The organism is Prosthecobacter sp., assembly GCF_044232965.1.
Taxonomy (GTDB): Bacteria; Verrucomicrobiota; Verrucomicrobiia; order Verrucomicrobiales; family Verrucomicrobiaceae; genus Prosthecobacter.
Map to the genome: position 1 here is coordinate 1 of NZ_JBIIKX010000034.1, position 22,985 is coordinate 22,985.

A 22,985-nucleotide genomic window follows, 5' to 3' on the forward strand; every position below is an offset into this window, starting at 1 on the left:
GGGTGGCTGCGGGAAGTTCTCCGGCGACTATCCAGAGTTCCTGCTGGCGTTGCTTGGTTTGGCGTTGCTCAAACATGCAGGGTTGTTCTCATCACCCAGGAGGAGAGGTTTTTCAACAGGCTGTTAGGATGAGATGGTTTTGCAACTCGCTGAGCCCGGAGCGGTCGTTTGCGCCCCGGTGGTCGGTGAAGACGCCCTCGACGCCCGCTTTGTGCATCAGGCGCATCTGGTTGATATTGCGCCGAAGATTGCCCACCGGCAGCACCTCGCCGCTGCCCCAGGGATTCGGATACAGCCAGGCCCAGAGATGCGAGGTGATGCGGCTCCATGCCTGAAGATCGTGATAGGTCTCCTGCAGGCCCGCATCGGGATGATTCCAGTCGGCAAAGAAACAGTCTTCGATGGGCGCGAAGGCGATGATCAAGTTCTCCGGAAGTCGGCCACCAGTAGGCAACACCGGCGGCTTCTGCGTCTGGCTGCGGCGATAAGCCAGCGTTTTGACAAACTTCCCGGGATGCTGCTTCTGCAAGAGGCCGCAGAGTTCGATCAGGTAGTCGTAGATCGGTCCGCCGGGGCTTTGATACTTCGCCTCCAGCGCCTTGCACTCTGGGCAGTAGCAAAAGGCGTCTGGATTGTCAGCGGCGTCCACGGTGAGGATGTCGTTGCCGGGAGCGATGGTGAGGTGCTTGAGGATGTTTCGCGTGAGTTCCTGGCGCAGTGCGGGATTGCTGAAGCACAATTGCATGGCGGGCGTGCGCTTGCCGTTGGCGTGCATGGAGAAGAACTCGGGATTCGTCGCGAAGTAATCCATCCGCTCCATCCAGGGAAACGACCGCGAGTAAACCGTGTCCGGCGTGGGCGGGATGTAGGCGAAGGCACTGTGCACAAACTTGTCGTTGCGCAGATAAGGCGCAAAGCCGGTCTCCGACCGGATCCCCCATTTCTCCGACGCCATGTTAAGCCCACGCTGATAGCTGAAGTGATGATCGCCCAGCAGCCCGAACTCGCGAGAGCGGAAGGAGAACCCGCGTTTCCTCTCAAAGGGCTTCAGCATCACCGTCGGCGAGGCTTGAAGCACCGGCTTCTCAAACAGCGAATACCAGCGCCAGCCCAGCGAGGTCTCCAGGAACTCCATCACCGCATGGAGATTACCGTGGACGCCCTTGCCATAGAGAAGAAGATCGCCGCCCTGGCTCCGCGAAACATGTTCCTGTTCCTTGAGCACGGCCCGTGGATCGCCGCCCAGCTTCTCCTTCACCGCAGCGCTGATACCGACATAAAGACAGGGACCGCCGCCAGTCACCTTGTCCGCATCCAGCACAGGGAACTCCGCGCCTGTGATTTGTTTCAGGTAGTCCGCGAGCGTGGTCACCGCATAATCATCCACCGCCGAAACCGCCTCCGGCTTCACAATGCGGAACTGGGTCTTGCCCGCCGTGGACAATGCGATGTCGGCGCTCAGCAGCGCATGAGGGAAAAACAGCGCGATGAGAAGCAAACGACAAAAAAGTGGGCGTCGGGTCTTCACTGAGGTTTGCGGGCCTTGTTCACGGCTTCGATGGATTTTTGCATATTCTCCCGCCACACGCCCTGGAGTTTGTCGGGCTGGGCGCGGTGCAGGGTCTTCAGGGCTTCGTCGAACTGGCCTTTGCGGGTCTGGATGCGGGCGATGCCTTGCAGGGCGGTGAACTCGCTGGCACCGCCGATGTGGGTGCGGCCCTCGACGATGGCATTGTAGGCGGCGAGAGCTGTTTCGTCGTTCTTGAGATTGTTTTCGCGGTTGTGGCCGATGGCTTCCCAAATCGCGTCTCGCGTCCGCGGTTCACTGATCCAATCCAGCGCGGCTGTAAGGTCGCCTTCGGCTTTGTCGCCGGTTTTGGTGATGGAATAGGCGCGGCCTCGTGCATAAAGGCCAGCACCGCGTTTCCAGAACGGCCACTTGGAAAAATCCTCCGCGCCGAATCGGGCGATGATCTCGGGTGCCTTGTAGGTGTTGAGAAGGTGATCCATCTCAGCGGCCTTTTTCACAGCCTCGATGGGGATGCGGAGGATGAGTTCTGCGGCGAGGTCCGGCTTGCGCTGGTGAATGGCAAACTGGGCGGCGAGTTCCAGCGCGTGGGACTTTTGCAGGTCGGTGATCTTGCCCTCGGCGGCGGCGGTGTAGGCAGCGAGGGCCTCCTCGCGCTTGCCGGTGCGGGCGAAGTCGGCGGCAATGCGAATCTTTTCCAGGAAGTCGGCGTCCGGCGGGCCGTGGTCGAACTCGAAGCTGTTGCCATCGTAGAAGGTCGCGAACTTCATCACCTCGTGAAAGCCGTCGGTGCCGGTCGGCGAAAAGGCGGAGTATTCCGCGCCATCTTCGCGAATGCGCTGACGACAGATGTTGATGTGCCAGGGCAGGCTCTTGTCGGGCTTTCGGCCGATAACTTGGTGCAGTGGATCGTTTTCATCCGGCGTGATGGGCAGACGGATCTCGATGGTCCAGTGATCGTCGGCGATGTGCGTCGCGACTTCGGCGTTCGAGTCCCAACTGAACCACTTGTCGTGCGAGGCACCACGATCCAGGTCCACCACGGCACCGCTCGGACTGATGGCGATCTGGTAATACGAACGCGATTCGGTTTCGAGCAGCAACTCGACGGCATCGCCATACCAAATAGCGCCGTCGTCTTCCTTCGTGGTGCCGATGTTGGGTTTCTCGCCACGGCGTTCGTCGCAGCGGATGGCAAAGTAGAGGTCATGGCCGAGCCAGGTGGATTTCACCGTGGTGCCAAAGGTGGGCGGGCGTCCCGTTTGCAGCTCGCGCAAAGTGCAGGTGGCAGAGGGAAGAGCGTTCTTCCACGCTTCGTCATCGAGCTTGCCATCGATGACGATCTTGCTGCGCGCCTCGCCGACCAGCCGCAGGACGGGCACCGGGCCGCGAACTTTGCCGAGCTGCTGGCTTTTGTTGCGCAGCCCTTTGAGGAAGTCGTCGATGAGGGCGATGCGTTTGCCATACACGCTCGCGGCATCGGCTTTTGCCTTCGCTTGGTCGAAAAGGGCGAGCGCTTCGTCGGCTTTGAGTTTGTCCTTTTCCATCTCCTGCCAGTTGGCCTCACAGTATTCAAAGAAGGCGCGTATCTCCTGCTCCGCGGGTCCGTAGAAAAGGCGGCAGTATTCGCGGAACATCGCGTCCACATCGGCGTCTTTGCCGCCCCAATACATCCGCGCGGTGAAATAAATCTGGAAGTGATTGAAGCCGATGCCCGCCGTGCTGGGCTCCTGTGGCACGGTGAGCGAGATGTCTTCGCCGTGAGAGATGCCTTTGGTGGCGTTCGTGCTCTCGCCCATCGCGTGCGGGGTGAAAGCGGGCAGATACCAGCCGCGGTCGATGAAGGGATAGTTCTCGAAGTTGATGATCGGGTTGTGCGTCTTCGCCACCCAGCTCTCACGCAATTGGCGAAACGCCGCCTGCTGCTCCGGCTTGTTGTTCCTCGGCACGCGTGCGCCGACGATGGAGACGACGACATTGGGTTCCAGCTTGTCGATCTTCAGCGGTGGCAGCGAATAGATGCCATAAGCGCAATTGAGCACCTTGCCGTGCGGATGCGTCTTGCCTACTTCCTTCGCCACACGGTTCACGAAGCCCCACACGTAGTCCGATGCGAGGCCGCCCTGGTCGCGCTCCGGCGAGTCCTTGCCCTGGCACTTCGCGCACTGGCAGATGGCGGTGTAGCCGTCCGGCGGCATCACAGAGACCATGCTCATCTTGAAGTGATCGAACTGCGCACGGACGTAGCGAACCGCTTCCTGAAACAGTTCCTCATTTGAGTAACAGAGCTGATTGTTCGCCCCCGGCTCAAAGCGCCGCTTGCCACCATACATCGCGAACCACTCCGGATGCGCCGCGAAGACCTCCGCGTGATTCGTCATCGTGTCGAGCCCGTGGGCGTCCTGGATGCCGTAAGGATCGCGCACACCGAGCCGCATGAACCACATGGCATTGTTTGGCCCATGCACGCCGCCGTGGTAGCTGAAGCGCCGCTGCTCGAAGTCGGGCCGCACCGTCTCGTCGAGCTTCGGCAGCGGGATCGTTTTCAAATCCGGCAGCACTTCGCCGAGTTCACCCGGCAGATACCAGCGCACGCCGAGCTTCATGAGGAAGCCGCACACCGCGTTGAATGAGCCGCGCTCGTCTTGATCCCACATCTGCAAAGGCGCGGCCTTTTCCGCAGCCTGTGCCGTGGGCCGGCCGATGTCACCGGGGAGCGTGAAGCGGCTCTTGTAAATCAGCAGATTGGGCAAGCCCCAGGTCGCCCCCGTGATCTGGTTCCACTCGCCCTGGGCCTTGCCATTCACGATCTCCGCATTGTTCTTCGCCCACGGCTCGATGGGCGTGAACTCGGTGTCTTCACCAATCAGCGCCATCCAGTCCGCACCGGTGGCGATGCGATACGCGCCATGCACCAGCCCCTCCGCCTTCACCGGCGAGTGCGCACTGGCTCCGATGAACACCTTCACCGCCTTGCTGGACGGTTGCGTAACGATGGGCAGCCTTGCTCCGCTGATTTTCAGAATGCCATCCTGCAACTCCTGCGCCGCCAGCCGCACCGTGCGCAAGGGTTTGTCACTGATGACAATCTCCGCCCGCGGCTGGCCGTTCTCGACGAGATACGATTCGGCAAGTGCGCTGCGTGTGACGAAAAGCGCGAGGAGGAGCGTGAGCGCGTGTTTCATAGTGGGTTGAGTCAGGGATGACTCATTTAGTCCTTCTTCACCTGGCCCGCCGCATCCACGGGCTCGTGCAGCACCAGCTTGTCGGCGGGCAATAAGGCAACCAAATCCGGCAGGTCGTAGAATCGCATGGCACCGTGGACGGTGTTGATCTGCTGGTTCCGCGTGCGCATCGTGGAGCAGACATCGGCCCAGGTGCGCAGGGTGCGCTCGAGACGTGTGCTGGCGAAAAGTTGCGGCTCCAAGGCGGCGGCGTGAAGTGCGGGGATGCCGGTTTCGCCGATGCCAGTGAGGTGAACCGCTTGGCCTTGATTCCATTTTTCCGAGGCGAATCGTGCGCAGGCAAGGATGTCCTCAGTCCGCATGCCGACCAACGATTGGCCGAGCAAATAGGCGAGCGTGGCGGACTTCCAGTTTGGCTCCTGAAGTGCTGCTAAACCCGCCGCCCGCTTGCTCCGCTGCATTTCACCCAGGCCGCGCAGGTCCACGGCCAGCACGGTTTCACCGGCGAGGGCGAAGGTTTCGAGAGTTCCGCCCGGCCCGGCTGCCGCTCCTTTTCCATCTTCGTGCAGGTAGAGCCTGAACCCGGTGCTGGCACCGGGTGGATGAAACAAGAGCGCGGGAAGCACGGTGCCTTCGGCGTTGCGCAGGGTCAGCTTCTCGATGCGCACCTGCCCGCGCTGGATTGTATCCCCGGTGATCATCGTGAAGGGCGGCAGTTCCGCGAGCGGACGAATCCGCGCCAGGTCGCGCACTTTCGCGAGCGCGACAGGTCGCGTGCTGGACTGCCAGAAGCGCTGGCGTTCCGCAGTGAGTGGCGCGGCCACCGCCGCGATCAGATCGAAAAAGGAACGCGCTCCGGGCTGGCGCAGCACATCGCCCTCCGGCGTGCAGAGGATTTCCTGCTCCGGCAAAATCTCGAACGCGGGCTCCCGCCACGCATCGTCGCGGCCCGCGAGCCAGCGGCGGAACCACCGCGCGGAAGCCTCGCGCATCTCGATGGCGAGATCGTGTTTTGTGTCCGCCTCGACCAGTTCGACGCGCTCCGAAAGCCCAAGCCTGCCGTAAACGCGCTTGCTCTCACGGAAGACATTCCACGCGCCCTGGATGTCGAAAAAATCCTTCGTCGCCGCCATGATGAGCACCGGCCGTGGCGCGCTCATGAGCACATAGTCGGACTGGTCCAGGCCGGCGGTGATCTGACCAAAGTGATTTTGCTCGAAGTCCTGCGGGCCGATGGTTTCCAGCAGCCGCCGGAAGCCGGTGAGGTAACAGGCAGGCGCAGCCGCGACGATGCGCTCGTCCAGCGCCATCAAATAGCTGGTCATGGTCCCGCCGCCGGAGACGCCAGTGCAGCCGAGGCGGTCACCCCGGATGTCTTGCCGACTCTGGAGGTAGTCGAGAGCGCGGATGCCATCCCAAATCATCGTCCGCGCCAGACTGAGGCCCACCGGAGTCCCGGAGATGCCCATCAGTTGATGTTCGCTCGTCGGACTCTCGAACTCCGCTTTGCCATCCGGCTGCCGGTAATGCCGCCTCTCACCCTGGCCGATGGGATCGAAGCAAAAGACCGCGACACCCGCGTGGACGAGGCTGATGGAGGCCTTCTGATAGACTTCGCCCGCCTTGGCGATCGCTGTGTGCCCGCACGGCATGAGCACCGCCGGATGCGGCCCGGCCCCGGGCGGGAGATAGAGCAAGCCGGAGACCAGGAAGCCCGGCTGGCTTTCAAACAGGACCTTCTCCATCCGATAGGTGCCGAAATCTCGCTGCCCCGTCACTTTGGCATTCAAAGGCGTGCGCTCCGGCAGCCCGCCCAGCGCCGCCAGGAAGCTCGCGCGTTGCCTCTGCTGCCACGCGGCGACATCCGCCGGAGTTTTGATTTTCTCGTAGTCCGTGTCGCGGCGGTCCAGCGCGGCAAAGGCGAGTTTCTTCAACTGCGCCTCCAGCAGCCCGACCGGCGCGACTCCGTCCACCAATGGCGGCAGCACTGTCAAATCATCCGCGCCAGCGCCTGTCGTGTGACCGAGCAGCAGTGCGATGAGAAGCAAACGACGAAATGATGAGAGACAGAAAAATGGGAGTCGGGTCTTCATGTTTTTGTCTTCAATGTTTCTGTCGTGGGACTCAGGGATGCGAAAGTGTGTTTCATGCTTGGTCGGTTAAAGTGATTCCACCCTGTTCAATGAGCGATGATCGCCTGCAAATCTGCCACGGCGGTGTTCAACAGCCGCTCGCCAGCGTCCGCCGCGAGGAAGCTGCACTCGGCGGCTCCGTAGCCGCCTTCCTTCACGGCTTGGGCGGTGGGGATATAGACGACGAATGGCGTTCCTTTGCCGTGATAAGCGAGGCCGAGGATGAAAGTGTTCGCGATGGGTGATCTCGCGGTGAGATCAAGCTGATGCTGAATGAAGGGCTCGCCGGGGATGGCGACGAGGGCGAGATCTCGATTGAAGGCTACGGTGAGCAGACCGACCTCCGTGCTGAGATTGCCGTGGCGATTCGGAATGGTGAGCAGGCTCTCTTTCACCGCGATGGCAGTGGCCGGCTGCGGCTTGAGGTCGCGGACGATCTGCAAGGCGCCTTTGGCCAGCGAGATGCCGGCTTGTCTGGCGATGTTAAAGCGGTTTTCGCCTCGCAGATTGTGCAAGTCATACGGATCGAGATCACCGGAGGCGCCTTGGAGAAACAGGGCCATGCAGTCGGGGCCGAGTTGCTGCTCGATATGATCGACCATCGCTCCCGGGTAGTCGCGCGAGACGGCACCAGCGCCCAAGAGAGTCACCGGATGGCAGGCATACTGCACGGCGAAGGCGCGTGGCTTGCCGCTCATGTCGTCAATGCGGATCACGCCGACGGTGGGGTCAACGGGCTTCGTGGGACGTCGATCCGGATTCTCCCACATGGCGCTGACGATGCCTGCGCGGATGAGCCGCCGATTGTGGGCCATGTAAGCGCTCTCGAACGGTCCTTTGCCTGCGACCATGCGTGCCGGAAAAAGATTCTGCATCGCCTGACCAATGGCGGCGACAACCTTCGCTTCCGTGGCCGCATACCAAGGGTCTGCGGAAAGGCGCGGCCAGTCGATGACCTCGGCAGGCGCCTTGGGGCTGCGTGTCCAGTCTGGAGCAGCGGGTGGTTTGATGATCATGCCCTTTGCCGCAGGCGCGGCATGGGTGTGCGTGGCGCAGAGGATGATGTGGTTGACGCCCCACCTGGCCTTGGCTTCGTCGATGACCTTCTTGGAAGCGAAAACGATGAGATCGACGGAGACGATGACCACGGAGGTCCGCGGCGTCTTCAACACCAGCACCCGCGCAAACAAGGGATCGCGGAGTTGCAGTGGCTGACCCGCGAGATTAACCGCTTGCTCGGCTGTCGGCGTGATTTCGACTTTGGCAGTGCCTGCGAGGAGCGGTGCGGAGTCCTGCGCGAACAAGGTGCTGACAAACGAGGCAAACAGGCAGGCGATAAGCCAAGTCCGCGCTGCGGTTTGCAGAGAGTGGTGTCGGAGCATCTTGAGAGAAGTCAGGGTGTTGCTTCGAGTCGCAGAGCCTCGCGGAACTTCGCCAGCGACTCGGCTTCTTTGCCTTGGGCCGCGTAAAAATGCCCGTAGCTGCGCAGGAGCTTGATCCGCCAGATGGACGGGAGTTGGGTGAGGTTGCCGTAGGGTTTGAGCACTTCGAAAGCGGCATCCAACTTCACCTGATCCGTGTAGAGTCTCGCCAGGCTGATCGTGGCGGTGAGGGGCTGCCAGCCCATGGGGTTCGCAGCGCTGAACTCGATCACTTGTCGATATGCCGCGATGGCCTTGGCCTCGTCGTTGAGGTTGTTGATGAAATTGTCACCCAGCAGCACCGCGATGTCTGGATTGCGCGGTGCCAGCTTCATGGCCGCAAGGAGGTCCGCTTCAGCGCGGTGGCCGTCCTTCGTGAAGGAGTAGGTCTGACCACGGACCTGCAATGCATCGACGGCCTGCCGCGAAGACTCCACAGGCCAGGCCGCAAAGTCCACGGCGCCGAACTTCTCCAGCAACTCCTTCCAGTGCCGTTCCTGAAACATGACGCGCATGCGGATGACCGTGGATTCTTTGTCAGACGCATACTCGTCGTATTGGGCGGCGACCTGAGCGCTCAGCGCATCACCGTGATGAAAATAGAACCGGTGCCGCAACGTGATACTCGCGCCTGCCGCCAGGATGAAGTCACCAGAGTGCGAAGCACAGGCCGCGCAGTTCGCCCCTTTGGAGGGAGCGCAAATCACCGTCTTGTGATCGCCGTAGTCGCCCTTGAAATGATCGGTGCCGAAGCGGTTGGCGGTCATCAGGCCATAAGTCCGCGCATGCCAGTGCGTGGGGAAGCGCAGGTTCGATGGATGATCAAAGATCGCGATGCCGACGGTCTTGCCGCTGGCATCCGGGCCAAAATAATCGGCCCATTCTGCTCGCTTTCCCCAGGCCGCCGCATCTTTGTCACCGCGGCTGTTGAGGATGCCTCCGCTGCCTTTTTCTCCCTTCTCCGATTCCACTTTCATGGTGCCAGCGACCCGCACGAGCAAGCCGCCATCGCGTTTGTCGCCGAACACGACGGCAGCATCGTCTGCGTGCAGTTCCGTGTCGTAGTCCATCAACATTTGGCGATCTGGCAAGGGCATGAATGCCAGCCTCACCTTCTCACGGAGCAGCAGTTTGCCATCGCCGAGCCATTGATTCCAGAGCACCACCTCGCCGGTCTTCCCGGAGGTCATTCTCTCGACCTTCTCCAGCTTCACCTCCGCTGTGTGTCCTGTCCTCTCCTTGCCAGGAGCCCACCAGAAGTTGAATCCATTCACATCGCTGTGCGAAAAGCGTATCGAGCGATGCCAGGGATGATCCGGCTCCTCACCCGGCATGCCGTCCTTCATCGGGTAATGCCGCGTCACGTTCTCGCCATTCGGACCGATCACCGGATACAAAAATGGCCCCGCCCATTCCTTATGCCGCCATTCGGTGAAGAGTTGGTCATCGATCTTCACCTCAATGCGGTCCGGCAGTTCAGCAATCGAGACATCGCCGCCGCCCAACGCGGTCAGAGGAGCGAGCAGGAGGGGGAGAAGGAGAAGAAGTCGATTCATTGAGATTTTGGCGCGGCTCGCGGTGGATGGCGCGATTCAATACTCCACTACTCGACACCCGCCGGCTTCTGTGCCGCGCTGGTGGTGATCTCATCCACTGTGAGGGCGCGGCGGTGGATTTTTAAATCGACGAGTTGCCCGTTGAAGGGGCCGTTCATGCCGGTGCCGAGGCGCAACGGTGCCTCGCTGTCGAGATTCCAGGTGCCAGCATCGAAGCCGGTGCTTTCGGCGACTTGTTTGCCATCGACGTGCAGCGTGAGCCGATTCGCGGTCTTGACGGCGGCGATGTGATGCCAGCCACTCGGCAGCGAGTGATCCCACGAGACCTGCCGGCCATGTCGCGCGGCCCAGACTTTGCCGGAGGGCAGCGTGCCGCAGAAGACCTCGCCCGCGTGCTCGGCCATGGTCCAGGCGCGGCGGTATTTCACATCGGGCGTGTGATCGAGGCGCTGCCAGAGCGTCCATTTGCCATCGCCATCGTAGGCATGGACTTCGGCGAGCGGCAGGGTGCCCGCGATGAGTCGTCCGTTGTGGACCATCATGCCCATGACCTCGAGTTCCTGACCAAGACGACCGATGTCCGTCCACCGTGCCACGTCTTCAAACCGATACACACGACCACTCGGCCACATGGCGACATGCAGCCGACCCTCGTAGCTGGTGAAGGCATAAGTTTGCGTATCAGCGCCGATCTGACCGCAATCCGTCCACGATTTGCCATCGAAGCGATACACGCGCCCGCCGTCGTAACTGGTGGCATAGAGCAGACCATCATACACGGTGAGCGACTCGACCCGCTTCGGCCCCAGTTCGCCCGTCTTGAGGTCGGGACCGATGGCGTCGGGCAGCCGCGTCCACTGGGTGCCGCCCTCGTAGCGGAAGAAGCCCGCCGGTTTGTAGAGCGACGAGGCATAGAGCCGTCCCTGAAACACCACCAGGCCTCCCACAGTCTCCGTGTCCGGCAACTGCCCGCAATCCACCCACTTCGTGCCGCCTTCATAACGAAAAACCCGACCACCGAGCGTGGTGTTCGGTGACTCTGGCAGACTCGAACCTGCCACGCGATACTTGCCTGTGCCTGCATACAACGCGCCTTCAAATGCGGCGAGCGCGGTGACGGAGTTACTGCCATCGAGACTGCCACAATCGCTCCATTTCTCACCGCCATCGTAGCGATACACGTGTCCCATTTCCCCCGCATCCGGCTCGCAAGTGCCTGCATAAAGAGCGCCGTCGTGAGTCGCCATCGAAAAGGCAAACAGCGCCTTCCCGGGCCGCCCGCAGTCACGCCAAGTGCTGGGTTTGTCATCGTCGATGCCGAACTGCAAATGCCGCCAGTTCGCCACGTTCGAAGTCACGCCTGGAGTGCTCTTGAGCGTGAGATGAAACCCGCGCCGCTTCTTTGGGTCGTATTGGCTGATCAAATCACCGGTGACGCGATTCGTCGCATCGGCCCTGGCCCATACAGAAATGGAAAAGTCACCCGAGCCGAGCTTCGGCACCTTGTCCGCCGGGATGACGAGCGGTTGATTCACTCGCGTCCATGTCTGCGCGGCAGGCTCAGCGGCGTGGAGGGCTGGGGAGAGTGCGGTGAGGAGGATGAGCCGGAAGTTCATGAAGGTAGCAGGGGATTGAACAAGAGTTAGGAGGGACGGGGCGGTGGTGAGTTTGCTCGGAGGATTCACCCACTCAGGCCAGCACCTTGCGGATCACATTGCCATGGTCGATCTCCAGTCGCTTGCGGCCGGGAATCTCCAGCGCACGCAGATCGAGGCCGAGCAGATGGCAGGTGGTCGCGTGCAGGTCGGTGATGTAGTGGCCTTCGCCTTGGGCGTGGTATCCGAGTTCGTCGGTTTCGCCATGCACGGTGCCGCCTTTCGTGCCGCCACCGGCGAACCAGATGGTGAAACCGTGCGGATGATGATCGCGCCCGTCCTTGTGGCCGCCGCGCGTCTCCATGCCGGGCGTGCGGCCAAACTCGGTGCAGAAGACGACGAGTGTCTCGTCCAACATGCCGCGCTGCTTCAAATCGCGTAGCAGACCGGCGACGGGCTGATCCACGCTCTCGCACAAGCCCGTGTGGTTCTTCTGCAGCTGCGCGTGGGAATCCCACTTGCCGGTGTTTGACGGATACACCTGCACAAAACGCACACCGCGCTCCACCAGCCGACGTGCGGCCAGGAAACGCTCGCCAGCGTCCTTGGTGGCCGGTTTGTCGATGCCGTAGAGTTTGCGTGTGGCTTCCGACTCCTGTTTCAAATCCAGCGTCTCCGGCACAGCCATCTGCATGCGAAACGCCAGCTCATACGCATGGATGCGCGCGCGCAACGAGGCATCCTCGGGATACTCGACTGCGGTGAGTTGGTTGAGGCGGTTGATGAGCTGGTATTCGCGCACCTGTTCGTTCGCGCTTTGCCGCGAGTCGCGTTTGCCAAAGGGCAGCGGATTGTTTGGATCGAGCGTCAGTGGCACGGCAGCGTGATCAGGGCCGAGGTAGAGCGAATCAATCGAGAGCCGCTTCGTGCTGTCCGTGGGACCGCCGAGCACGACGAACTTCGGCAGGTTCTCATTCAGCGTGCCGAGGCCGTAATGCACCCACGAGCCGATGCACGGCTGCTGTTCATCGAGCCGATGGCGTCCGGTATGCAGTTGGTTTTCTGCGAAGTGATCGTTGTCCGTCGTCCACATGTTCCGCACGAAGGCGATGTCATCGACGCACTTTGACAGATGCGGCCACCAGTCGGTGATCTCCACGCCGCACTGGCCATGTTTACTGAAGCCGACCTGCATCGGGTAGATGCTGGGATAGACATCGCGTTTGTTGATCTCTTGAGCAGCGACGGAGCGGAAGCGCTTGTGATGCTTGTCGGAGTTGAGCGGATTTTCGAGCGGCGTCTTGTCAAACGTCATGCCCGCATACTTCGTGAGCGCCGGTTTCGGATCGAAGGTCTCCACATGACTGTAACCGCCAGAGAGGAAAATCCAGATCACCGACTTTGCTCGCGGCACTAGCGGCGTCAGCGCGGGCGATGCTTTAGCAATGCCATCGCTCATCAGCGTGCCGCCCAGAGCCAGGCCGGTGAAACCCATGCCCGCATCGGCAAGGAAGCGTCTGCGGCTGATCTGGCCGCAGGGGAAGGTGGAAGATGAAAGCGAGCGGTTCATCGCACAGTGACGAAGTCGTTGTGGTTCAATAGCACCCGCACCAGGCTTTCCTTGCTGCCTTGCTTCAAAAAATCACGACACGAGACCAGTTCGACCTCGGTCGGTGTGCGGTTCAAAATGTGCTCGAAGGCAGCAGTGATGAAATCTGAGGTGTCCGTTCCAATCTGTCGAGCAAGCGCCGCGCTGTGATCATGCACCAGCTTGCTGTTCGTCATCACCAGCGCTTGCTGCGGCAGCACGCTGCTTGTGCGGCGGTAGCAGTCCGTCGGCTCGGGCGCGTCAAACATCGCCGCCAACGCGCTGCGACCGCCGACCTCGGGATGGCAACTGAAGTAAAGACTGCGCCGCTTGCTCGTCTCCACTTCGGTGTTCTCAATCTCCTGCCCGCCCATCTTCGGATCGAGCGCACCGGCCAGATGCAGCACGCTGTCGCGCACAACCTCCGCCTCCATGCGTGAGGGATTCATGCGCCAGAGGAATTGATTATCGGGATCGCGTTGAAGGTTTGATTCACTCGCCTCCTCCGCATGACTCGCCCGGCGATATACTGCACTCGTGACGATCAACCGGTGGAGATGCTGCATGCTCCAGCCATTCTCCATCAACTCCGCCGCCAGCCAGTCGAGCAGCGCCGGGTTCACCGGCTCCGCGCCATTGCGGCCAAAATCAAACACGCTCGCCACCAGCGGCTCCTGGAAATGCCGCATCCAGATGTGATTCACCGCCACGCGTGCCGTCAGCGGATGATCTCGTTGCGTGAGCCATTCCGAGAGCGCCTTGCGGCGGCCCGTGCTCTGATTCGGAAAGGTCGTCGTCACTGACGTGTAGCTGTCGGTCGACTTCGGTTTGTCGCGCTCGGCTTCGGCTTTGGTCTGCGCGGTTTTTGCCGCTGCCACGGCCTTGATGGCGGCATCGCGGGTTTTGTCATCAGCACGGCTGAGGTCATGCTCCGCATTGGCCAGCGCAGCCTTGGCGGAGGCCGCCGCGGCATCACGTTCCGTCTTCGCCGCTTTTTGAGCGAGCTTCAGAGCATCCGGCGAGCCGCCAAATTTCGCCTGATCCGCCGCGAATCGCGCGATGGCACTCGCCAGTTCAGCGCGCGCGGCTTCGAGGGCCGTGCGCGTTTTCGGAGAGTCCAGAGCTAGCAACTCATCCTGTGCCTTCGTCACCGCATTCAGGCGCAGGCTCAGGTCGGTCTCCTGAATCTCCGGCCGCAAGCCGGGACGCACCGAACCCTCTGGCAGTCTCACGGGTTGAATCGCAAGCGATCCAAGAAAAGCAGGCACACCCGCAGTGAGCGGAGCCTTGCTCTCCACGCGATTGCGCTCATCGCCGCCGGTGTAGAACCATGTTTTGGCGTCGAGTTGTTTGTCAAAGACGCGCACCGCGCCCAGGCGATTCGGTTTGCGCTGTTTTACATACTCATACTCCTGGAACGGCCCCGGATCGGCCTCGCCCGGCCAGCGATCCTGCCGGATGCCGAGCGGCTCAAAGAACGCGCGGAAGCGGAAATAGTCCTCATGCGAGATGGGATCATACTTGTGGTCGTGGCAGTGCGCGCAGTTGAACGTGAGACCAAGAAACGCCTTGCCGGTGTGCTCGATGGTGTCACGCATCCACTGATTCGGATTCAGCGCATACCAGTTTCGGATCAAGAAGCCCGTCGCCACCGCCGCCTCGTCATCCAGCGGCGCGATCTCATCCGCCGCGAGCATTTCCGCAAGCATCCGGTCGTAGCCCTTGTCCGCATTCAGCGAGTTCACAATCCAGTCCCGCCAGCGCCAGATCTGCGGCGCGCTGTTCCAGACATCGTTTGCCGTGCGGCGGCCATACCAGTCGCTGTAGCGCCACACATCCATCCAATGCCGCGCCCAGCGCTCGCCATGTCGCGGATCATTCAGAAGACGGTCCACCAAGCGCTCATAAGCATCCGGGGTTGTGTCTGCGAGAAAGGCGTGAAGCTCCTCGCGCCTGGGCGGCAGACCAATCAGATCGAGGTAAACCCGCCGCAGCAGCGTGGAGCGCGGCGCTTCAGGCAATGGCGTGAGCTGTTTCGCCTCAAGCGCTTCATTGATGAACGCATCAATCGCATTCCTGCCAGCCGCCTCGGGCAATCCTGGCCGCCGCACACTTTGAAATGCCCAATGCTGCGTCGGATCGGCCTCCGGCACTTCATTGGCCAGTCCTGGCGCTCCGATATTGATCCACTCCCGCAGCATCGCGATCTGCTCCGCCGAAAGCGCCGCCGCCTCCTGCGGCATGCGCTTGTGCTCATCTGTCGCGCTCACACGTTCGATGATGAACTTCGTCGCCGAACCCGATTTGCCGCCCTTTAACAAGAGCTGCACCGTGTCGAGCCGCAGTCCCGCCTTTTGCTTCAGCCCGCCGTGGCATGCATAGCACTTCTGTTTCAGCAGCGGCTTGATCTGCGATGAATAATCCACGGCCTCCGCGCACGGAACGAGCGCGAGAAGTCCGAGGATGAAAATGCCTTGTGGGCGCATGAGGGAACTACGCGAGTTCAGGGGTCAAACTCGCGAAGAGCCGGCTTATGGTTTCCAGTTCTCCGGCAGGCTCAGCGACCACACCTCACTCGACAGCGGCCTCGCATGACCGCCCGCGATCCACAGTTTGTCTTTGAAAACGAAGACCGAATGCTCGTGCCGTGCCTTCCAGCAGGTCTTCGTTTCGAGAAGCTGCCAGTTTTTACCATCCGCGCTGTGCCACACATCGCCGAAGTTGTCTTTGTCCTTCGACCAGCCGCCCAGCACCCACATGCGTCCGCGATACACCGTCGCGCTGAACCAAAGGCGTGGCTCCCACGGCGCTTTCTCCGCCTCGCAGGTCCAGTTCACGCCATCGCTCGACGACCACACGTCGTTCTTCGCGTGGTAGGTCGGCACATAGTTCCCGCCACCGAGAATGTAGATTTTGTCGTCCAGCGTGACGGCTTGGTGATAGGCACGCGGCGACCATGCGGCCTTCGCTGTCTCCTGCTTCCATGTCTTTCCGTCAGCGGAGGACCACACATCATTTTTCAAACTTGTGTCATCGCCAAAGTAGTAGTTCTCCGTGCCGCCGAGCATCCAAATCCGTCCGCGATGCTCCACCAGTCCTGCTGCGAGCCGTGGTGACCATTCGGCGTTCGCAGTCGCCTGCTCCCACTTCACGCCATCATTAGAAGACCACACTTGATTGCTCGCCGAATGCCCCGGCAGCCTGCCTTTATACCAGCCGCCCATGATCCACATCTTGTCGGCAAACGTAATGTTCATCGGCAGGTCGCTGTGCAGCCACGGCGCGTTCTTTTCGATGAGCTTCCACTCCTTGCCATCGCCTAAAGACCACACATCACGCGGCGGCTCCGCGAACGACTGGAACCATCCGCCGCCGATCCAGAGCTGGTCTTTGAAAACCCACTCTGCCTGCGAATCGCGGGCCTGCCATGGCGCTGTGCCTTCCAGCAACCAGTCGGGAGCCGTTGTTTCCTGAGCGTATGCGGATGCCAGCGAAAGGGCGGCGAGGAGGAGCAGTTTCATGGAGCGGTGAGGGTTCATTGGATGCCGAGCTTCAGAAGGCGGATCGCGTTGCCGCGATGGATCTTGTATTGCACGTCGTCGGGCAGATTCATGGCGGCGAGAATGTCGAACTGCGGGATTTCCTGGCCGGGTGCGAGGTAGTCGCTGCCGAAAAGCAGGCGGTCGGCGCGGCGCAGGACGAACTCTCTCGCTGCCGCCGGGTCACGTGTGAGTGCGATGGCGCCGCCAGGCTCGGAGAGATCGCCGTAGAGATTCGGGCAGGCGTCCATGAGGCGGTCAAGCGCTCCACCGGGCGTGATGGGGCGCGGGACTTTCGGATAGCGGCCGAAGTCCTCCTTCGTGGCATCGCCGGAGATGGAGGACCAGAATCCGCAGGCGTGGCCGATGAGCGGGAGTTTGGGGAATGCCTTCAATGCGTTCTCAAGGCGCGGCAGACCGACCGTGTCGATGCCGCGCAGATCGTCGAGATGGAAGAGGATCGGCAGTTCCAGCGAATCGCAGGCCTCATAGAGCTGCATCATCTGCGGGTGATCAAACTGCAGGCCGACCTTGTGCTCGCCGAGACCGCGCGCGCCGGCGTCCTTGTAGCGCTTGAGGATGTCGATCAGGCCTTTGACGCCTGCGACATGACCCTGCCGCGTAGGGAAAGTCTTGATCGCTGTCGGATCGACCGTCACTCGCGGATCGAGGCAGCAAAAGGCGATCAAGCGGTCGGGATGTGCCCGCGCAGCGTCGAGCGCCGCATCATTGGTTTGCAGCGGATGCAGCGTGGGTGCGGACTCGGGCGAGACGAGCGGCTGGATCACCGCTCGCTCGACATCATTTGCGTCCATCCATTCGAGCAGGCCCTTCGCTCCGACGAGGCGCGTGAAATAGAGATGCGTGTGGATGTCGATGTATTTGTGCTTGGGCCGCACAGGCGACGCGGCGGAAGCTCCGAGCGCGGCGAATGCGGAGGTGGCGAGGAAATGGCGGCGGTTCATGCGAGGATGTCCTTCACCACTTTGCCAAACACGTCCGTGAGGCGATAATCGCGCCCGGCGTGGCGGTAGGTGAGTTGTTCGTGGTTGATGCCGAGCAGGTGCAGGATGGTGGCTTGGAGATCGTGAACGTGGACGGGATCATGTGCGACGTTGAAGCCGAAGTCGTCCGTCGCGCCATGCACATGCCCGCGCTTCACGCCACCACCGGCCATCCAGAGGCTGAAGGCGCTCGGATGATGGTCGCGGCCTTCCTTGCCTTTGTTGATGCCGCGCCGCACCTCGCCCATCGGCGTGCGGCCGAACTCGCCCACCCAGACGACCAGCGTGTCGTCGAGCAGACCGCGTTGTTTGAGATCCTTGAGCAACGCGGCGGCGCCTTGATCGGTCATGGCACAGTTGTTGGCCAGTCGGCCGTTCAAATCGCTGTGATGATCCCAAGTGCTGTGAACGAGATGCACGAAACGCACGCCGCGCTCGACCATGCGCCGTGCGAGCAGGCAGTTCGTGCCAAAGGCGCGCGTCTTGTCCGCATCCAGCCCATACAACGCACGCGTGGCGGCGGACTCGTCTTTGAAGTCGAGCAGTTCCGGCGCGGCGCTCTGCATGCGAAAGGCCATTTCATAACTGGCGATGCGCGAGGCGATCTCCGCGTCGCCGGTGTGCTGCTGATGCATCTGGTTCAAATCACGCAGCGCATCGAGCCGCGCACGCTGCGTGGCCATGCTGATGCCAGGAGGTCGGCTGAGATGAAGAACCGGGTCGCCGCTGTTGCGGAAGGTCACGCCGCGATACGTCGAAGGCATGAAGCCGCTGCTCCAGAGCGAACTTCCCGCGCCTTCGAGCCCGTGGCCGTCGTCGGAGGTGAGCACCATGTAACCCGGCATGTTCTGGCTCACGCTGCCGAGGCCGTAGTTCACCCACGAGCCCATGCTGGGGTTGCCAAACAGTGGTGTGCCGCAGTGCAGCAGCAGTTGCGCGGGATCGTGATTGCTCTGCTCGCAGTGCATCGAGCGGATCACGCAGAGGTCGTCCGCCATCGTCGCGGTGTGCGGCAAAAAATCCGAGAACTCGATGCCGCTCTGTCCATGGCGCGTGAACTTGCGCGGGCTGGCCAGCACCGTCTCCAGCACGCCGCCGGTCGCGCTCTTTTTGGCCTGAATCAACGACGCCGGCATCGGCTGCCCGTGCAGCGCGGCCATCTTCGGCTTCGGGTCAAAAAGATCGACATGCGACGGCCCTCCCATCATGAACAGGAAGATCACATTCTTTGCCCGAGGAGCAAAATGCGGCTCGGCGGTGGCTCCGTCTCCCGCCAGCAGATGCCACAGCGCCATCGCCCCGAAACCGTGCGAACCGCGCGCGAGAAAGTCGCGGCGGGAGAAAGGAGCGTTGTTCATGATTTCACTCACGGTTGATGAATTCATCGAGGTTCAACAGCACACTGCACAACGCGATCCACGCGGCATCAGAACTCGGCGGGCTGTCTTGAAGCAATTCGCGGGTGGAAGCGGCGTCCTTGGCAAACAGAGCCCGCTGCTGATCAAGGTAGGCGAGAAGCCTCTTCGACTCCTCGGGCTGAGGCGAGCGTGAAAGCACCAGCGCAAAGGCATGGGCGAGCCGTTGCGCATCATCGCAACGCGATTCCCTCAGCACGCGCGACGCGAGCGCCTGCGCGGCTTCGAGGAAGGCGGGATCGTTGAGCAGATTGAGCGCCTGCAGTGGCGTGTTTGAGCGTTCGCGACGTGTGCAGCTTCGACTCGCGTCAGGCAGGTCAAAGGTGACAAACTGCGCGAAGGGCGAGGTGCGCTGAATGAAGGTGTAGAGGCCACGCCGGTAGCGATCCGCGCCCGTGCTCGGCTCCCACGCATTCTTGTAGCCATCCTTCGACACACTGGCCGGCTGCGGCGGCTTCACGCTCGGGCCGCCGACGGTGCGATTGAGCAGGCCGCTCACGGCGAGAGCTGAATCGCGCACCGCTTCGCCGGACAGCCGCAGACGCTGCTGTCGCGCGACCAGGATGTTCAGCGGATCGCGATTCACGAGCTCCGGTCGTGCAGCGGATGATTGCCGGTAGGTTTGTGACAGCACGATCTGCCGCAGCATCGTCCTCACGCTCCAGCCATGCTTCATGAACTCCACCGACAGCCAGTCGAGCAACTCAGGATGCGAGGGACGGTCGCCACGCACACCGAAGTTCTCCGAAGTGCCCACGATGCCGCGTCCGAACAACTCCTGCCAGAGCCGGTTCACGACGACACGTGCCGTCAGCGGATGTTCTGGTGACACAAGCCAGCGCGCGAGTGCCAGTCGATCCGCGCTGCCTTTCAGCGGCGGCAGTGCGGCTGGCGTGCCGGGCTGCACTTCTTCTCCATTGCGTCGAAACTCGCCGCGCACATGCACATGAGTCTGGCGTGGTGTTGGAAAGGTCATCATGCCGGCCGCGCGCGTCACCGGCGGCAGTTCCTTCGCCAGCGCGTCGAGTTTCGACTTCAGCTCGCCGAGTTTGAGTTCCTTCGACTTGTCCGATAAAGCCGACGGCATCGACTTGAGAAAGTAATCCAGCAAGCGGTCACGCTGATCCTGCGTGCGCTGCGCCAGCGGTGTCTTGATGATGTTGAGTCCTTCGAGCTGCCCTTCACCGAGACTTTGTCCCCATTGCAGTCCCAGCAGCTCCAGCGTGCGATCCCAGGCGAAGTCTTCATTCGGATGCGACTCGGCATGCAGCAGTCGCTTTTCCCAATCCGCCTGCAATTCGGCGAGCGGCTTTGCCAGCGGCGCGAGCAGTTCCGCGCGCTTGCGATCATGCTCCATCTTCGCCGCCTCATACGGCTCGCGTTCGCCGGGCAGCGGCGCGTTGATGTTCACTTCGTCGGCGTTGTTGAAGAAGGCGTAGAGTTGGTAGTATTCACGCTGCAAGATCGCATCAAACTTGTGATCGTGGCACTGTGCGCAGCCTGTCGTCAGCGCCAGCCATGTCGTGCCGAACGTCATCGTGCGGTCGATGGTTTGATTGACGCGATACTCCTCCAGATCCGCGCCGCCCTCGCGATTGCTCAGCGTGTTGCGCAGGAAGCCGGTGCCCATGCGCTGCGAGATCGTCGCGTTTGGCAAAAGGTCGCCCGCGAGCTGCTCGATGGTGAATTGATCGAACGGCATGTCGCGATTGAACGCATCCACCACCCACTGCCGGTAGCGCCATGCAACAGGCCGGATGAAGTCCTGCAAATAGCCGTCGCTGTCCCCATAGTGCGCGAGATCAAGCCACCACCGCGCCCAGCGCTCGCCGAAGTGCTCTGACATCAACAAGCGGTCCACCACCCGCTCGAACGCATCGTCGCGCGCATCATTCACAAACGCATCCACCTCCAGCGGCGATGGCGGCAGTCCCGTGAGATCGAGCGTTACACGCCGGATCAAAGTCGCGCGATCCGCTTCCGGCGATGGCTTCACGCCTTCCTTGGCAAGACGCGAGCGAATCAGTTCATCGATCAAGGAGTGGCGGTTTTTAACCGCCATCGGCGCTTGCAAAGCGCCGCTCCTTGCGAGCGATTCGGCGGGCGGAATGTAGGCCCAATGCGGCTCATACTTCGCCCCCTGCTCGATCCATTGCTTCAAAATGTTCTTCTGCGTCGCTGTGAGGTGCTTGCCGGTTTTCTTCGGCGGCATGGCTTCGTCCGCGTCATCCGTGAGGATGCGCTCGATCAACGCACTCTGCTTCACATCACCTGGAATGATCGCCTTCGCGCCGGACTTCAACTCCACCGTCGCGCCATCCGCCAAGTCCAAGCGCAGACCGGCCTTGCGCTGACCTTTGTCGAAGCCGTGACATTGAAAGCAGTTGTCCGCCAGGATCGGCAGCACGTCGCGATTGTAGCCGATCTCACTTTGCGCCCACGCCTTCCAAACCAACACGCATTGCAGGGCCACAATGATTCGGACGTTCCGTGGTCGTCCCGAATGAATGGCCGGATTCTTCATACGCGGTCAGAACAGCTCACGGATCGCTTTCCCGCCATCCGAGAGCGGGATGGCGACACCATTGGGCTTCTCAAGCCGCTGATTCTCTGAGAAGCCGAGCTTGCGGTAGATCGTCTCGGCGTAGTCGTAAGGCGTGTAGAGCGCGTCGGTGACATCGCCGCCCTCGCGATCGGTCTTGCCAATGACCGCGCCGCCGGGACATCCCGCGCCTGCAAAGGCGATGGACATCGCGCGCGCCCAGTGATCGCGTCCGCCGTTCTTGTTCATGCGCGGCGTGCGGCCCATTTCGGTGACGAAACAGACGAGCGTCTCGGCCAGCAGACCGCGCTCGTGCATGTCCTCGATCAGCGCGCTAAACGAGCGGTCCAAACTCGGCATCATCACCGGATGCGGCAGGCCATAGCGCTCTTGGTTGCTGTTACCCTGCGGTCCGCCGCACGGCCCGTTATTGTAGATGCCTTCGTGATGATCCCAGTTCAGGAAGACACCGTTCGGCTGACCGTAGCCGGCGCGCTTCACATGCTCCGGCGGCTGGATGCACGTGACCGTGACAAAACGCACACCGGACTCGATCAAGCGCCGCCCGAGCAGGTAGCAATTGCCACGATGATCGCGCCCGTAGCGGTCACGTGTTTTGTTCGACTCACGCGAAAGGTCGAACGCGTGCTTCGCCTCGTCGCTGGTCAGCAGATCGAGCGCGTGCTGCGTGTTTCCCTTCATCACCTGTCCCGCCGTCGATTCCGCCACCGCGCCGACATCGAGCGATTCGAGAAGCCTATGCCGCTCCAGCAGCCGATCACGCGCCAGGCCCTTTTGCAGTTCCAGGGAGCGCACTTTCCACTGCGGATCACTCAAGTCCTCGCCGAGGTTTTTGGTGCCCAGCTTCCACGGCGCTCGGCTGGCGGGCAGGAATCCCGTGCTGGTGATCGCATTCGGCATGTTGATGCCCGGACAAAAAATGTAGCCCGGCATCTCCGGACGGTCTGTGCCCATCAGCTCCGTCACCACGCAGCCGATGTCGGGAAAGTCGAAGGGGTTCGTGTTGCGGTAGCCTTTAAAAAATTCCTGGCAGCACTCCTTGTGCCCCGCCGTCGGGGCCGATGTCATCGAGCGCACCACCGCGAGCCGATGCGCCTGCTTTGCTGTCAGCGGCATCAGTTCGGAGAAATGCGTGCCCGGCACGCTCGTCGGGATCGGTTTGAAAGGCGACCGATGATCCAGCAGTGCGTCTGGTTTCGGATCAAACGAGTCCATCTGGCTGATGCCGCCTTCTTCATAAATCACCAGCACCCGCTTCGCCTGTCCCACCACCGCCGCCTTCGATGAATTGCTCGCCCGTGCCTGCATCGCCAGCCACTCCGGCGCACTGAAGCCCAGCACGCCCGCTGACAACGACTTCAGCAAGCGCCGCCGCTCAGGGCTTGCCGCTGTCTGGTCACGTTGTTTGAGCCTCAGATTCATCAGCGAGGACTTACACCACGAATCAGCCGCTTGTTTC

General features: G+C 61.6%; 13 protein-coding genes. All 13 read right to left on the reverse strand.

Annotated elements, in window-relative coordinates; translation table 11 throughout:
- Positions 1–112: 112 nt before the first annotated feature.
- A complete protein-coding gene (locus ACILSI_RS14930; RefSeq protein WP_395722690.1) occupies positions 113–1,498 on the reverse strand; it encodes a DUF4838 domain-containing protein in 1,386 nt (461 codons plus the stop codon).
- A 26-nt stretch (positions 1,499–1,524) separates the two neighbouring features.
- On the reverse strand, positions 1,525–4,713 hold the full coding sequence (locus ACILSI_RS14935; protein WP_395722691.1) for a DUF4838 domain-containing protein: 3,189 nt from the start codon (positions 4,711–4,713) through the stop codon (positions 1,525–1,527).
- Positions 4,714–4,739: 26 nt separating this feature from the next.
- Positions 4,740–6,806, reverse strand: coding sequence for an alpha/beta hydrolase family protein (locus ACILSI_RS14940; protein ID WP_395722692.1), 2,067 nt, complete (start codon positions 6,804–6,806; stop codon positions 4,740–4,742).
- Between the two features lie 86 nt (positions 6,807–6,892).
- A complete protein-coding gene (locus ACILSI_RS14945; RefSeq protein WP_395722693.1) occupies positions 6,893–8,227 on the reverse strand; it encodes a hypothetical protein in 1,335 nt (444 codons plus the stop codon).
- Positions 8,228–8,238: 11 nt separating this feature from the next.
- On the reverse strand, positions 8,239–9,822 hold the full coding sequence (locus tag ACILSI_RS14950) for a DUF6807 family protein (protein WP_395722694.1): 1,584 nt from the start codon (positions 9,820–9,822) through the stop codon (positions 8,239–8,241).
- 47 nt (positions 9,823–9,869) lie between these two features.
- On the reverse strand, positions 9,870–11,438 hold the full coding sequence (locus ACILSI_RS14955) for a LamG-like jellyroll fold domain-containing protein (RefSeq protein WP_395722695.1): 1,569 nt from the start codon (positions 11,436–11,438) through the stop codon (positions 9,870–9,872).
- A 73-nt stretch (positions 11,439–11,511) separates the two neighbouring features.
- A complete protein-coding gene (locus tag ACILSI_RS14960; RefSeq protein ID WP_395722696.1) occupies positions 11,512–12,987 on the reverse strand; it encodes a DUF1501 domain-containing protein in 1,476 nt (491 codons plus the stop codon).
- Positions 12,984–15,491 carry a PSD1 and planctomycete cytochrome C domain-containing protein gene (locus tag ACILSI_RS14965; RefSeq protein WP_395722697.1) on the reverse strand — a complete coding sequence of 836 codons (2,508 nt, stop codon included), beginning with the start codon at positions 15,489–15,491 and terminating at the stop codon, positions 12,984–12,986. The genes ACILSI_RS14960 and ACILSI_RS14965 overlap by 4 nt, the downstream gene beginning before the upstream one ends.
- A 45-nt stretch (positions 15,492–15,536) precedes the next feature.
- The gene (locus tag ACILSI_RS14970) at positions 15,537–16,526 is read right to left on the reverse strand and encodes a galactose oxidase (RefSeq protein WP_395722698.1); all 990 of its coding nucleotides are present in this window, start codon (positions 16,524–16,526) and stop codon (positions 15,537–15,539) included.
- Positions 16,527–16,540: 14 nt separating this feature from the next.
- The gene (locus tag ACILSI_RS14975) at positions 16,541–17,509 is read right to left on the reverse strand and encodes an amidohydrolase family protein (RefSeq protein ID WP_395722699.1); all 969 of its coding nucleotides are present in this window, start codon (positions 17,507–17,509) and stop codon (positions 16,541–16,543) included.
- Entirely contained in the window at positions 17,506–18,906 is a 1,401-nt protein-coding gene (locus tag ACILSI_RS14980) for a DUF1501 domain-containing protein (RefSeq protein ID WP_395722700.1), read from the reverse strand. Before ACILSI_RS14980 ends, ACILSI_RS14975 begins: the two co-directional genes overlap by 4 nt.
- Before the next feature lie 4 nt (positions 18,907–18,910).
- Positions 18,911–21,487, reverse strand: coding sequence for a PSD1 and planctomycete cytochrome C domain-containing protein (locus ACILSI_RS14985; protein WP_395722701.1), 2,577 nt, complete (start codon positions 21,485–21,487; stop codon positions 18,911–18,913).
- A gap of 6 nt (positions 21,488–21,493) precedes the next feature.
- The gene (locus ACILSI_RS14990; protein WP_395722702.1) at positions 21,494–22,948 is read right to left on the reverse strand and encodes a DUF1501 domain-containing protein; all 1,455 of its coding nucleotides are present in this window, start codon (positions 22,946–22,948) and stop codon (positions 21,494–21,496) included.
- Positions 22,949–22,985 lie beyond the last annotated feature (37 nt).

What these genes read in the sequence shown, in the direction of transcription:
- ACILSI_RS14935 (WP_395722691.1), bottom strand. Translation starts at nt 4,713, where the DNA reads ATGAAACACGCGCTCACGCTCCTCCTCGCGCTTTTCGTCACACGCAGC.
- ACILSI_RS14940 (WP_395722692.1), bottom strand. Translation starts at nt 6,806, where the DNA reads ATGAAGACCCGACTCCCATTTTTCTGTCTCTCATCATTTCGTCGTTTG.
- ACILSI_RS14945 (WP_395722693.1), bottom strand. Translation starts at nt 8,227, where the DNA reads ATGCTCCGACACCACTCTCTGCAAACCGCAGCGCGGACTTGGCTTATC.
- ACILSI_RS14950 (WP_395722694.1), bottom strand. Translation starts at nt 9,822, where the DNA reads ATGAATCGACTTCTTCTCCTTCTCCCCCTCCTGCTCGCTCCTCTGACC.
- ACILSI_RS14955 (WP_395722695.1), bottom strand. Translation starts at nt 11,438, where the DNA reads ATGAACTTCCGGCTCATCCTCCTCACCGCACTCTCCCCAGCCCTCCAC.
- ACILSI_RS14960 (WP_395722696.1), bottom strand. Translation starts at nt 12,987, where the DNA reads ATGAACCGCTCGCTTTCATCTTCCACCTTCCCCTGCGGCCAGATCAGC.
- ACILSI_RS14965 (WP_395722697.1), bottom strand. Translation starts at nt 15,491, where the DNA reads ATGCGCCCACAAGGCATTTTCATCCTCGGACTTCTCGCGCTCGTTCCG.
- ACILSI_RS14970 (WP_395722698.1), bottom strand. Translation starts at nt 16,526, where the DNA reads ATGAAACTGCTCCTCCTCGCCGCCCTTTCGCTGGCATCCGCATACGCT.
- ACILSI_RS14975 (WP_395722699.1), bottom strand. Translation starts at nt 17,509, where the DNA reads ATGAACCGCCGCCATTTCCTCGCCACCTCCGCATTCGCCGCGCTCGGA.
- ACILSI_RS14980 (WP_395722700.1), bottom strand. Translation starts at nt 18,906, where the DNA reads ATGAACAACGCTCCTTTCTCCCGCCGCGACTTTCTCGCGCGCGGTTCG.
- ACILSI_RS14985 (WP_395722701.1), bottom strand. Translation starts at nt 21,487, where the DNA reads ATGAAGAATCCGGCCATTCATTCGGGACGACCACGGAACGTCCGAATC.
- ACILSI_RS14990 (WP_395722702.1), bottom strand. Translation starts at nt 22,948, where the DNA reads ATGAATCTGAGGCTCAAACAACGTGACCAGACAGCGGCAAGCCCTGAG.